This window comes from Komagataeibacter europaeus (assembly GCF_002173515.1).
GTDB lineage: Bacteria > Pseudomonadota > Alphaproteobacteria > Acetobacterales > Acetobacteraceae > Komagataeibacter > Komagataeibacter europaeus.
Map to the genome: position 1 here is coordinate 3365271 of NZ_CP021467.1, position 14142 is coordinate 3379412.

Below are 14142 nucleotides of genomic sequence, written 5' to 3' on the forward strand. Positions count from 1 at the left end.
AATATAATTCATGGGAATTGGCGATATTCATTGACTCGTTACGTTTTATAAACGATCATATTTATTGGAAAAATGTTCGTTAATTGAACACAATCCCTATCAAATCAGATGCACTTTTCTATCGCAGCACACCCGGATGTGCCGAAGGAGAGATATGGATATGGATTACGCTGGCACGACTAGACGATGGCTCTGTGTCTCGACGTCTTCTCTCTTGATTGCGTGGGGAGCAGACAGCCGCACGGCCCATGCAAACAATGCGCCTGCCCACAATTCCCGCACGCGTTCGGCGCACGGCGATCTCCGGCCCCGCGCCGCCCACACGGCCGCCACGCCAAAGACCGCCACCCCAGGCGGGGCCGCGCCGGAAAAGCTGAGTGTGTCGGTCGCACGCATGCGCCATAACGGGCAGGACGTTGCCGCCTCCACTACTTATGTCTCGCAACAGGAGCTACGTGAACGCAATATAACCAATACCGCCGAACTGGGCCGCATTGCCCCCGGGGTCATGATTTCCCAGATGGGGCAGGCCTCCACCTCAACGATCATTACCATTCGTGGTATTGCCAATCTCGACTTTTCAGATCATCAGGAATCACCCAATACAGTGTATTCCGACGGGGCCTATATCAGTTTTCCCGGCGCGATCGGCGGGGCTATGTTCGATCTTGACCGCGTGGAAATCGAGCGTGGCCCGCAGGGGACGACCGGTGGGCGCAATACCACCGGCGGTTCGGTCAGGCTTATTTCAGCCAAACCGACCGACAAGCTGTCAGGTTATGCCCAGGCATCCTATGGCAGCTACAGCACTTTCCGCGAGGAAGCCGCCGTGGGTGGCCCCCTTACGTCTACGCTCATGGCCCGTCTTTCATTCCAGACAACGCGGGGCAACGGCTATATTCACAATACACTTGGCGGGGATTTCGGGAATGTGCGCGAATACAATGCGCGCCTGCAGTTCCTGTGGCGCCCGAGCAGCCACTTCGAGGATCTGATCAATTTCCATGGCGGGTATGTACCCAATGTAACCGCCGGTATTTACGCCGTAACCCCCACATATCTTGACAGTTCCAACTACGGGCTCAGCACCCCTGCCAATAACCAGCAGTTTGCATCGTTCTGTGCTGGCGCAGGCTTTGGTGCGCCGGCGGCCGGATCGCTTACATGTTATGGCGGCCAGCGCCCCAAGGGCTATCCGTATACCGTATCGTCCAGCACGCCCGGTTTTTTCCAGCGCCAGCTTTACGGTGCCACCAACACGGCAACCTGGCGTAGCGGCCACTTCGTGCTGACATCCATTTCCGATGTCTTTGCCATGCGCAAACGTTACCAGGAAGATACGGATGGAACCGAACTGTCCATACTGAACTACAATACCAGCGCCAATACATGGCAGGCGTCGCAGGAACTGAACCTGACGGGCCATGCAGGGAGGTGGTCATGGCTGGCAGGAATGTATTACCTTCACATCAACGGGGATTACCGACAGGGGATGTTCGGCGGTTACCCCGCCGCATGGTCAACCGATACGTTTTACCACCAGAACGTCAATACCGGGGCGGTCTTTGCACAGACGGACTATAAGATCACCCGCACCCTTACCGCAACGGTCGGCGCGCGCTTTACCGTTGACAGCAAGTCAATCCATAGCCTTGCCTATTGCAGCATGACCCCGGCCCTGTGTGCGGCAGGCCCCCATTCCGCACCGACCGGTTACCAGTTGGGTGGCAGTTTTACCAACGAGGACTGGAGCGGCAAGGTCGGGCTGTCGTGGAAACCGATCAGGCCGGTCATGGTTTACGGCACGATCAGTCGGGGCACGCGCGGCGTCCTGCTGGAGGCACAGACAGCCATCGCACCGGGTGCCACCTTCAGGAATATTGTCGTCAAGCCTGAAGACCTGTGGGATTTCGAGACAGGGATCAAGACCAGCTGGTTCCATCACAAGCTGGATGTGGATGTAGGCGCATTCTACTATGATTACCACAATTACCAGGCCTATCGTCTGGATGTCCTGTCTGAAGCACTGTTCAATGCCTCGGCCTATTCCTATGGCGGGGAACTGTCACTGACCGCCCATCCCATTAGGAACCTCAGTTTCTCCGTCGGGACCAGCATGATGCACGGCATTGTAAAGAACGTCTCCATGCCCGATGGTGTCCTGCGTGACCAGAACATGGCCTTTGCCCCTCACTGGATGGTCAATAGTAGTCTGCGCTATGAAATGCCGGTCAGTTTCGGCAGCCTGTTCGTGCAGGGTGACATGAGTTTTGTTGATTCACGGTACGCCAGCACGGTCAATTCGCCATCCCTGCAGATGCCTTCTTACGTCCTGGCCAATGCCAGCACCGGATGGAACAGCCTGAACCGGCGATGGAGTGTCACCTTCTATGTCAAGAATATCGCCAATGCTTTTTACTATACGGACAATGTCGATATTACCGGGGCTGATGGTTCCGCAACGCCGTCGTTTTCAACCCCACGGTGGTTCAGCGGCCAGATCAGGTACGAGTTCTGACTGTCAGGCTGCGGGTCGTCATTGGCATAACCCAGAATTTCATCAACCCGCCTAATGCTTGTGTCTTGCGATGGAACATTGGATACGCGCGGGATGCGAACGGAGGAAGCGCCGGCATCAGGGGCCGTCAGGCCAGGTCTGTGTTCGAGGAAGTCCGTTCGAAGGGCAAGGCCCCGCAGAAGAACCTTCGGCGGACGAGATCCGAGATTTTCTGGCGCCATCAGACGCGGTGCGAAATGGCGTGCCCAGTCACCTGAGTTTGGTTTGTGGTAGATTGCGGCACAACTGTTTATCTGATGGTCAAAGTCCGGTCTGTGGCAGTGCCGCCTGCAGGTACCTTCCGGGCGGCATGTTCTGCATAGCCGCAAATTCCCAGCGTCATGGTTCGCCGACCCCGGGATGAAAATAGGTATGCCTTTTTGCCGCGATCCCAGGTCGCTTGCCAATCGGAACGCCACGTTTCTCATGACGGACAGGAAAAAACGACCCGGTTCCCATGCCCGGTTCTCAGGAGGAAGGAGCGAGCCATATCTGCTTTATCCCCAACCAACCGTGCCGGACAGCCGTCAGGCCAGCGGGTATGGACCGCATGGTGGGACAAGCCTCTGCCGCCTTACGGCCGCCAGTTTGGTCACCGCGCGTGGATAGCCCCATTTGAACAGGCCGGACGCGATGATCACCGCAATGCCTGCAAAGGTCCAGTTGTCCAGCAGTTCATGGAATACATAATAGCTGAACGCCACGGCCCACAGCATCTGGCTGTATTGCGGCAGGGCAATCGCGCTGGCGGTTGCACGGGTGGCGGCCATCATCATGAGCAGTTGCCCGAGTGCAGCCAGGAAGCCATAGCCGAACAGGAACAGCCAGATCGTGGCGCCGTGCGGCCAGCTTGCATGCGCCAGCATTAGCGCGCCATTACCCAGCAGGGGGCCGCACAGGCTGGAACTGAATATGGACAGGCGGGGCGTATTTTTTCCCGCCAGCCGATAGGCAATGACACCCACCGCATTCGCCATGGCCGCGATCAGCGCGCACAGATGCCCGAACTGTAACGCACGCAGGCCGGGCCGTAGCACCATCAGCACCCCGACAAAGCCCACGATGACGGATAGCCAGTCCAGTGTGGAGACCTTTTCACGCAGCAGCACGACGGAAAGAACGGTTACGAAAAGCGGCATCAGGAAAATAAGTGAAAAAGCCTCCGGCATGGGGAGTAGCATGAACGCCTCGACGCTCGCCGCCGTGGCGACAAACGTCGCTGCCGCCCGCAGTCCCCACATGACCGGCTGCCGGATCACGAACAGGTCACGGTATGATTCGTTTTTTCCACGTATGAAGGGGATGAGCAGCAGGCCGAAGATACCACCGGAAAACGCGACTTCAAACGGGTCGATCTGCCCCGCCAGCAGCTTGGAATAGGCATCACTGATCGAAAATGCGGCGTATGCTGCAAACGCCAGCATCATGCCCGCCGAAAGACCGGTATTCTTCATCCTGACTGCTCACGAAAAAATTGTTCAGGCGCAGATATGGATCCCGGTGGGGAAAGACCAGCGCTTGTCGGTAAATCCAGTCATGCATTTTTTCACGTCGGATTTCATATGACGTGCCGATCTTTTTCAGGTAGCAGACTTGCCCCTGAAATCAGGGCCTGCCCATATAACAGGCAGTGTCCACTGGCCGCGCGTGCGCACCATAAAATTGTCTCCATGCCGGATGCGCCCGTTCTGTTCCAGGCCGATATCCCCCGTTCCACCGGGCAACATGACGATAATTCCCCGTCGGACGGCCGGGGTGGAAAAAAGTAATCTCAACCGTTCACCGTCATTCAGGGGCAGGTCGGAGATCCGCGCATTCTGACCCCGGGCAGGCGTGATGGCTGGCATATCCGGATGGGGACGATCATGTGCAAACATCCTGGATGGCAGGCTTGTGAGCAAAGAGAGTGTTACGAGCAGGTTCCGCGGGTATTTCCACATCGTATAACCACGTTGCGTCGGTCGGGATGACTGATGCTCATTGTTGAAAATTGCTGCGGGCTAACCAATGCACATGCTCAGGCTGGTCTTTGTGCGCCAATATGGCGGCATGGCACCGGGGGCATCAAGCATGTCTGGCGCAATGAACCACCCTGATCTCCGCCGCGGCAGGGCATTGTGCCCATCATGCCGTTGGGTTGGTTTACATGAATGGCGATGGGTATTGACCTGGTTTCTTCTGCCTGTGCGGGTGGCGGGACCATGCAGAAGGTATTTTTATTCATATAAATAGTTACATATATTTTTTAAATATTTTAAGAAGCAATGTTTCTGTAATATTTAGTGATAGCAACGTTCCATACCTTCATGATTGCCGTGAGCCGGTATGCAGGTGATACGGGCGGACATCGTCCGATGTGACGGGGAAATAAGGGAAAAATCACTTATTTTCTTTTTGTGCAGCAATATGGACCAGAAAGAAAAATATATTCATGAAAGTGCGCCGAATAATTATACTATACTGAATAAATAATATATCACGTTTTCTTTATTTGTGTTCATATCCCTCTGTCTGCGATCGAGAGGGGGTGGATATCTGACATAAAAAGTAATAATTAAACTTACGTATAAAATCCGCATAATAAAAACATGTGAAATATAAATTACCATAAAAAATAATGCTGCATTTATGAGTATATATATTATCAATAAAAGTATTAATTAATACTGCGACCTATGCTTCATCATGGAATAATGCCGTGCTTCAATTGCTTGAAACGATAGTGGATTCCAACATGCCCCTTCTGATTTCTGCCCTGATCGTCTGTATTGCAGGGTCATGGATCACTATGCGCATCATGGCGCGTATTGCTGCAACACCAGGGCGGCAAAATCATTCATGGTATCTGCAATGTGCGGCAGCCGGTGCGACCACCATATGGTGTACCCATTTTCTGGCTCTGCTGGCCTATATGCCCGGCGTGGCCGGACTGCTGAACATTCCGATCACGCTGTTTTCGTTCGTGATTGCGGCCGGGGGCGTGCTGGCGGCAACCGTCATCGCGACCACCAGCAAAAGCCGGATGGGACCGGCCATGGGGGGCGCCGTGCTGGGGCTGGCGATTGCTGGCATGCATTATTCAGGCATGTATGCAGTGGATTTTGGCGAACATATGGCATGGAGCGCGCCAACAATCATGCTGTCCCTGCTGTTGGGCATGGCTTTTGGCACCCTGTCGCTTCAGTGCCTGTTGCGCAGCGGGAACCGGCATTGTGAACTTCTGGCGACGGTCCTGTTCGTCGCGGCCATTGCCGGTCTGCATTTTGTCGGCGTGTCGGCCATGCGTACGACCATGCTGCCCGCTGACCTGACGGCAGGGGGCAATACACCGGTTGTCCTTGGGGTTGCGCTGGCCATTACGACCCTGCTGCTTGTCGCCACGGGTGGTAACAGCTTTTCGATTGATGATGCGACCCGTGCGGAATCTTATGAACGCATGCGGCAGATGGCCCTGCACGACGCCCTGACGTCGCTGCCCAACCGTGTCAGCTTCAATGATCATCTGGACCAGGTGATCGATGCGGCCAGAAAGGACGCAACGCAGTTCGCCCTGATTGGCATCGACCTTAATAAATTCAAGGAAATCAATGATGTCAGGGGGCATGCCGCAGGGGATGCCGTTCTGGTCACCATTGCCAACCGTTTTACCGAGATGCTGGGGGCGGGGGAATTCGTGGCCCGGCTGGGGGGTGATGAATTCGCGGCGGTTCACCTGACCAGTGATCCTGACGAACTGAATGCTTTTGTCGCCCGGATCGAGGAGGCCATCAACCTGCCCATCCCGATCGATGATTACGAAGTCACAACGGGCGGAAGCGTGGGGCTGGCGTTATTCCCGAAGGATGCGACCGACAAGGAAACACTTGTGACACGCGCGGACCTTGCGATGTATCGTGCCAAGGCGGACCCGGTACGGACGGTCGCCTATTACGAACCATCCATGGATGAAACCGTGCGTGAGGCGCGCGCGCTGGCGGCGGATCTCAGGACCGCACTGGAAAAGGGTGAACTGTCCCTGCATTACCAGGTGCAGACGGCCATCGCGACGGGTGAGATCTTTGGCTACGAAGCCCTGCTGCGCTGGAACCACCCCGAACGCGGCGAGGTTCCCCCGGCACAGTTCATTCCCGTGGCGGAAGAAAATGGTCTGATCATTCCCCTGGGGGAATGGGTGTTGCAGACCGCGTGTGCACAGGCGGCGCACTGGGATCCTTCCTGCAAACTGGCGGTCAACCTGTCACCGGTGCAGTTCTTTCATCCCGACCTGTCGCGGCTGGTTCAGGAAACACTGGAAAATACAGGCCTGCCCCCCGCGCGGCTGGAACTGGAATTAACGGAAACTTCAATTATTGATGACAAGCAACGTGCATTGGAAATCGTGCGCAGGATCAAGGAACTGGGGGTTTCGATCGCACTGGATGACTTCGGGACGGGTTATTCATCCATTGATACGTTGCGGTCTTTTCCGTTCGACCGGATCAAGCTGGATGGCAGTTTCATGAAGGGGATCGAAACCAATTCGGATGCGGCGGCCATCGTCCGTTCCGTCCTGGCCCTTGGCCGCACCATGAATATTTCCGTGCTGGCGGAGGGGATTGAAACACCACGACAGCTTGAAGTCCTGCGGGGCGAAGGCTGTGTTGCGGGGCAGGGCTTTCTGCTGGGGCGTCCCGCGCGGCCCGAAGCACTGGGACTGCAGCCCGCCTGATCCATGATCCCGTTCTGCCGCCCCATGCAGACCAACGCACCGTGCCTGCCCAATTGTGAACTGGTCCATCATCATGAATGAACTTCTTCTTTCCCCACCGTCCCGCAAACCCGCCCTGTCGGGGGCTGCTGCGCTGAGCCTGCTCCATGACGCGACCGAGGCCATTGTTGTGATCAATGAAAAAAATGATGTCATTTTTTTCAACACCGGCGCGGAAAAGCTGTGGGGTTATACGCAGGACGAGGTTCTTGGCCATAACGTCAGGATGCTGGTGCCGGATTTCGCCCGGCAGGGACATGATGGCTACATCACCCGTAACCGCGAGACGGATATCAACGTCATTGTCGGCACGTCGCGGGAAATCATATTCGAAAACAGGCATGGCGATTACATCACGGGCGAACTGACGCTGTCATCAAGCCCGATCGGACCGAAGGGTGAAAAATACTACCTGGCGTCCATCAAGGCCGTAACGGAAGAAAATCACCGCAAGAAACTGCTGGACCTGCAGAATACGGTCTTCCAGTCCCTTTCGACCGAAATGCAGATCCAGGATGTGGCTGATCTTGTCTGTCGCGAGGTTGAAAATTTTGTTCCCGATACCGTCGCCATCCTGGTCCTGATTGATGAAGAGCATCGCCTGCGCGTCCTGTCCGGTCCCGGCCTGCCCCGACGTTACGCCGCGGCGCTGGAGAACGTGACCCTGTCCGATGCGGACATCATGGCCCTGTCCAATGACCTGGACGAGGCCGCGACAGTCGTGTGGGACAGTTACAAATCCCTTGGGGTGTCGCTTGGCCTTCATAATTGCTGGGCATCCGCCATCAAGGCAGGCAGTGGGAAGATATCGGGAATATTCGCCCTGTTTTCACGCAACCTGAATAAAGTCAGCGACTGGCCCCGGAAAATCGTGGCAGGCTGCGTGCCGTTCTGCAGCGTGCTGATCGAACAGTATGATGCCCGGCATCATATTTCCCAACTGGCGAATTATGATCCCCTGACGGGTTTCCTCAACCGGACCGCCATCCACAAGGTCCTGAAAACCCAGGTGGGCAAGCCGGGCGATAACCATTTCGCGGTGCTGATGCTCAATCTGGACCGTTTTCGCGATATTAACGATGCGCTGGGACATGCGAACGGGGACGATTTCCTGAAGGCCGTGGCCATACGGATCAAAAGCCTGTGTCGTAGCCATTATATCCTCAGCCGGGCAGGCGGGGATGAATTCGTCATCATCCTGCCTGACACCAGGGCCGCCAATGCAACGGCATTTGCCGAAACGCTGATCGCGGGGATGGAGGAACCCATCGAAATCGGGGGCAATTTCCTTGCGGCCTCGGTTAGTGTGGGGATCAGCATGTTTCCTGAAAACGGGCCGGACAGTGAATCCCTGATCGGCCATGCCGAAGCCGCGATGCGTCTTGCCAAGAAGGAAGCGCGGGGCACATTCCGCGTCGCAACACCGGAAGACCATGCCGCGGCGCAGGATCGTCTTGTCCTTGGGTCCGCCCTGCGTGAATCCCTGGCCAAGGGATTGCTGAACCTGCATTACCAGCCGCAGATCGAGGCAAAGACAGGGGGCCTGTACGGGGTGGAAGCCCTGTCACGGTGGCATCATCCACATCTGGGTAATATTTTCCCGTCGCGCTTCATCGCGGTGGCGGAAGATACCGGGCAGATCGAGGCGATCGGTGCCTGGTGCCTGGAAGAAGCCTGTCGCCAGATTGTCGCATGGGACCATGATGGCGTCGTGATTCCGGCTGTATCGGTCAATCTGTCCGCGGGACATTTCCGCAAGCGTCAGTTGCCTGAAATGATTTCCAACCTGCTGACGCGCTTCGGTATCGCACCGACGCGGTTGACGGTAGAAATAACCGAAAGCGTCATGATGGATGAAAACAAGGATACGATGGACGTGCTGCATGCCATCCGGAACCTGAATGTCGGTCTGTCCATGGATGATTTCGGCACGGGTTATTCATCCCTGTCGCGCCTGACCCGTCTGCCGCTGACGGAAATCAAGATTGACCGCAGCTTCATCATGAATCTGGAACATGATGCAAATGCGCAGGCCGTGACCACCGCCGTCATTGGTATCGGTAACCGTCTGGGCATGACAGTTGTTACTGAAGGGGTTGAAACTGAAGCGCAGTACGAACTTCTGGAAAGCCTGCATTGTGATGTCATGCAGGGCTACCTGTTCGCGAAGCCCATGGCGCCCAGGGATCTTGAAACGTGGTTCAGGCAGCCACGCAAAATCATGCCAGCGATGCGCAAGGCATTGGGTAAAAAGCAGAATTCAGGTCAGGCCAAATCAAAGTAATCAAAGTTTCTGGCTGCCGTATCTTTTCAAAAAGGCAGCGTTCGCTGAAGCCTTCTGAAAAAAGCCTTACCAACAATTTTTACGACAGGGCAGTCTTCAGGAGGTAACTGGTGCAGATAGGGAAGCAGATATTTCATCTGCTTCCCTGATTGGCTTACATTATCATGTATCCGCAGAAAACGTGCCTGTTCAGGCTGTAAGGCGCGGCATATCGGTTACGGCCGTATTGTTCTTTTCAACGGCATAGGGACCACCTGCCAGAATTTCGATGCCGAGCAGGCGCATGGCGGTAGCGCGATGCACGCCCAGATGCAGGGATGACTGCCCATCCGTCCATCGGCAGGGAACGTTGCGTGGCGCGTACCAGCCATCGTACCATCCCGCCGGTGCATTTTGTGCAAGATGGGCTGTGATGGCACGCGTGGTATTGCCCTCGAACAGTTTGATGTCCTTGACCAGCACACCCAGTTGCCGGCGATCATCCACATACGGGCCGATTGTATCCGATGGGCGGGCGGTACGGGACATGATGCGCACGTCCTGCACGCCGGGCGGAATCATGAAAAAGACAAATCCGTTGGCCGCGCGTATCTGGTGGATGACGGTATTCGTTTCCGTCAGCAGGTAAAGTGCGGGATCGTCAGTCAGGACAGGGGCTTCGGATACGTTTTCGCGGCCTGCCGCAATCGCCCGTGCCTCGATCTGGCGAAAAAGGGGTTCGGCAAAATCAGGGCTGACATCAAGGGGGGCCGCGGCATCATGTGCCCAGTCACGGACCTTCTCGCCAATGCGGATGACATTGCCATCCTGCTGGAAGGCACGGCGGTTGCCGGTATCAAGATAGCTTTCCGTCAGCATGCCATCGGCCATGATGACAGAATGCTCTTCCGTCTCGATGTGATGGTAGTCATAGGACGTGATGGAACGGTCATGGAAGATCGACCGCCCGTTGACCAGCATGCGGGCAGGGATGAACCGGCCATCAAAAAACAGGCAATGTTCGGCCGTTATCAACATGTCCTTGCAGGGCACGCCGTCGGCAATGGCGTTCTGCAGGATACGCACGGGGTATCCCGCTTCATCATCAGGCACGCCTGCACGGACATGTGCCCGCGCCTTGCCTGCCCATGTCACCCTGCGCGGGACCAGTTGACCATCCACCAGCGCCAGGACTTCATCATTTTCCCGGATATCCTCTACCGCAACTGCGCCAGACGGGATGGAGATCATCGAACCCGGCAGGAAACAGACCAGCACGCCAGTATCCCCCGTGCTGTTGACGGGGGTGGTGCTGATATACAGATTTCCATCCTTGGTTGTCTGAAAGAGGTTATGCTGTGTCGCGTAATCGTAAAAATCACCCTGAACCTGAATGGTCTGGCCGGTAGTCGTGACGATATTGGTGCTGTCGCCGGACTGCGATACGGAAGCAATGGCCGTAGCATCAGGAATTTCTATGGTTGCGCCCGACTGGTCAAAGCCGGTGATGCTGGGGAATTCCAGAATGGATACATTGGACCCGGGCGTGATGACCAGCGTTCCGCCACCCGTCCCGAAATTGACCGTTGATCCCCCCAGGGCTGCGATGGCATCGGCCCCCTGGACCTGATTGATCATCAGTGTACCACCATTCTCGATATTGTAGGTGGTGCCGGACAGGGCGGAAATGGCATCTTCACCCGCCAGGGTAACCGTTCCCCCGTTCGCGGTAATCGTGGTGCCGGTCAGGGCGGATACAAGGGACCCGTCGGTTCCGGTCAGTGTTACATGCGCCCCGTCTTCCGACGTGACGGAATAGGGGCTCAGCAGACCGATGACGGTCGGGGCGAAGGAAAGGGTCGCATTGACATTGCTTCCTTCAAATGTGGCGCTGCCGCCGCCTACTCCCGCGACCCCCGCTACCCACAATGCCGGAGCGAGAACATAATCACCGCTGCTATCGACATTGTTTCCGTATGCATAAAGAATTTTCGTATCAGCCATTTTTATTTATCCTTATTGTGTTCAAATATTCATTTTAAAATTGCGATAACGGATTTTTATTTTGATAAATAACATGACTGGCGCCTTTTTTCTGGAACGGTTCAAGCCGGGAAGTCCATAAAATCTGAATTCGCAGTCTATTTTATAAAAATGATCAATCCGTAAACGAACGGTCAGCGTCTGGTGCCGTGGACCTGAAAAAATACGCGCCCGCCTTGGGAAAGGCGGGTGGTCCTGCGTCATGTTTCATATGTGTTTGTGCCGCCGGATGGATGGAAGGGGCTGATCGATCAGGAGCGCGCCCCGGCCTGCTCCTGTTCCGCAATGATACGGATCCTGCGGTGCAGGGTGGACCGGCTGACACCCAGCATGCGGGCGGCGACCGCCACCTTGCCGCGTGCGCTGGCCAGTGCCGTATGGATGGCCATGGTCTGGGCTTCGCGCAGTGGCGCAGTCGGGGCGGGGATGGCCGTGTCATCAAGCAGGCACAGGCTGACATCCGCCAGGGGGGGCATGCCCATCTGCGCACGCGCGGCATGGGTCGCCCCCACCACGTGCCGGTCGCGGTCCAGCGCGACCAGCGGAACGGACGTCCCCACCGCATTGCCCAGCAGCATGATGGCGTGGCCGCGATATCGGTCCATGAAACAGGCCTGTTCGATCTGCTGCGCGGCCTGCAGCAGGTTCGATGCGATCAGTATGCCCAGGCTGCCATCAGGCGATGGATGGAACGAACTGGCATTGAGCGCGCCCGCCATCCGGCCCGATGCGTCATAAACCGGCGTCGCAATCCCCGCCAGCCCATGCAGGCCGCTGCGCCAGTGCTGGTTGCGATGCACGCTTATGCTGCGCCGTTCGGCCAGGCAGGTGCCGATGCCGTTTGTCCCGGCATGGCGTTCGTCCCACACCGCGCCGGGCCAGAAATGCCACCGGCGGCAACCGCGCCGGAGGGGGCTGGTCGCCTGATGTGTCAGCACGATGCCATCCATATCCGACAGCATGACAGTATAACCGACCGGGGCAAGGGCCGTATGCAGCCGTTCCATTTCCGGCCCCGCAAAATACAGCAGCCTGCCCATGCGCAGGCATGCCTGCCGCAGTTCCGCGCCCGACAATACATCCGGCAGGGTGGCGGTCGTGGGGTCGAGGCCGTACTCATGCCGGCAGCGCTGCCATGAGGCCTCAAGCCCCGTCTGGACCGTATCCATGGCGGGAAAGGCGGAAGCAGGACGCAAAAAGCTGGGGCCATGCAGCATGCTGTTTCTTTGCGTTCAGTGTTTCAGGGATGCTGGCGGATAAACACCTGCCTGAGTGTCGCGGTTTCGCGACACTTCGTACGCGCCGCGTCACATGGACGTGAAGGGGGCGCGGTGCATCCTTGTCCACAATGGCGCAATGCGTGTGTGCTGCACACAGCCCGGCGGCATGCACAGGCGCAGTGCTGCGGGACCAGAAAAAACAGGGGAAATAACCATGCAAATAGCGCGTGAAACGCTGCTGCGCTCCTACCGGGCCATGCGGACCATCCGCATGTTCGAAGAGCGCCTGCATGTTGAATTCGCCACGGGGGAAATCCCCGGTTTCGTTCATCTGTATTGTGGCGAGGAAGCATCCGCCGTGGGCGTGTGCGCCAACTTGACGGATAACGACACCATAGCCAGCACCCATCGCGGCCACGGCCACTGCATTGCCAAGGGTGTGGGTGTCGCGGGCATGATGGCCGAAATCTATGGCCGCAGCACCGGGGTATGCCGTGGCAAGGGCGGTTCGATGCATATTGCCGACCTGGCATGCGGCATGCTGGGGGCGAACGGGATCGTGGGCGGCGGGCCGCCGCTGATCTGTGGCGCGGCGCTGTCGCACAAGACCCTGCGCGACGGTGGGGTGGCCGTGGCGTTCTATGGCGATGGCGCGTCGAACGAGGGATCGACGCTGGAAAGTCTCAACCTGGCGTCCGTATGGAACCTGCCCGCCGTGTTCGTGGTGGAAGATAACGGCTATGGCGAGGCCACCGGCGCGTCCTATGCCTGCGCTGGCACGCAGGGGGCGCGGGCGGCGGGATTTGGCATGCCCTATATCGAATGTGACGGGTCGGACTACTTCGCTGTCCATCAGGCGGCGGGTGAGGCGATTGCCCATGCGCGCGAAGGCAAGGGGCCGGTCATGCTGCATGTCCACCTGGCGCGCTGGTACGGACATTTTGAAGGTGACGCCATGACCTACCGCGCGGCGGATGAAGTGGCGATCGCCAAACGCGACCATGACTGTCTCAAGCTGTTCCGCACGCGCGTGACGGAGGCCGGTCTGTTTGAAGGCAGCGAACTCGATGAAGTCGACGCCGCCGTCGCGGATGAAATCGAGGCCGCCGTGGTGCAGGCCAAGGACGACCCGCTGCCGCAATCCGCCGACCTGCTTGCGGATGTGTACGTCCGTTACTGACCCCTATCCCCAACGAGGCTGCCTGAAAAACCGGACCGGGAAACATCCTGCAATCATAAGGGAGTTTCTGGTGAAGCTTTTTTGGGAAACGGCGATATCCGGAAACTTTCATTTTTTATCGGCAAGCCGTTT

General features: G+C 57.1%; 7 protein-coding genes and 1 pseudogene. 4 read left to right on the forward strand and 4 right to left on the reverse strand.

Annotated features, from left to right (window positions below; genetic code table 11):
- Nucleotides 1–154 precede the first annotated feature (154 nt).
- On the forward strand, nucleotides 155–2518 hold the full coding sequence (locus S101446_RS15520; RefSeq protein ID WP_157684857.1) for a TonB-dependent receptor: 2364 nt from the start codon (nucleotides 155–157) through the stop codon (nucleotides 2516–2518).
- Nucleotides 2519–3084: 566 nt separating this feature from the next.
- Here S101446_RS15520 and S101446_RS15525 read toward each other — a convergent pair.
- A complete protein-coding gene (locus tag S101446_RS15525; protein WP_087608745.1) occupies nucleotides 3085–4011 on the reverse strand; it encodes a DMT family transporter in 927 nt (308 codons plus the stop codon).
- Nucleotides 4012–4191: 180 nt separating this feature from the next.
- Nucleotides 4192–4497, reverse strand: a pseudogene (locus S101446_RS18785) (alpha/beta hydrolase); the annotation flags it as partial.
- A 794-nt stretch (nucleotides 4498–5291) separates the two neighbouring features.
- On the opposite strand from S101446_RS18785, the gene S101446_RS15535 reads away from it, so the two are divergent.
- Both S101446_RS15535 and S101446_RS15540 read left to right on the forward strand, forming a co-directional pair.
- Nucleotides 5292–7265 (forward strand): putative bifunctional diguanylate cyclase/phosphodiesterase, encoded by a 1974-nt coding sequence (locus S101446_RS15535; RefSeq protein WP_244184304.1) that lies wholly within the window; start codon nucleotides 5292–5294, stop codon nucleotides 7263–7265.
- A gap of 73 nt (nucleotides 7266–7338) precedes the next feature.
- Nucleotides 7339–9588, forward strand: a complete 2250-nt coding sequence (locus tag S101446_RS15540) for an EAL domain-containing protein (RefSeq protein WP_087608903.1) — start codon at nucleotides 7339–7341, stop codon at nucleotides 9586–9588.
- Nucleotides 9589–9777: 189 nt separating this feature from the next.
- On the opposite strand, the gene S101446_RS15545 is transcribed toward S101446_RS15540, so the two are convergent.
- Nucleotides 9778–11571, reverse strand: coding sequence for a Hint domain-containing protein (locus S101446_RS15545; protein WP_087608747.1), 1794 nt, complete (start codon nucleotides 11569–11571; stop codon nucleotides 9778–9780).
- Nucleotides 11572–11861: 290 nt separating this feature from the next.
- Nucleotides 11862–12827: a helix-turn-helix domain-containing protein gene (locus S101446_RS15550; RefSeq protein ID WP_087608748.1), complete on the reverse strand. Its 966-nt coding sequence runs from the start codon at nucleotides 12825–12827 to the stop codon at nucleotides 11862–11864.
- A 217-nt stretch (nucleotides 12828–13044) separates the two neighbouring features.
- Between S101446_RS15550 and S101446_RS15555 the strand changes: the two genes are divergently transcribed.
- Nucleotides 13045–14010: a thiamine pyrophosphate-dependent dehydrogenase E1 component subunit alpha gene (locus S101446_RS15555; RefSeq protein WP_026018804.1), complete on the forward strand. Its 966-nt coding sequence runs from the start codon at nucleotides 13045–13047 to the stop codon at nucleotides 14008–14010.
- Nucleotides 14011–14142 lie beyond the last annotated feature (132 nt).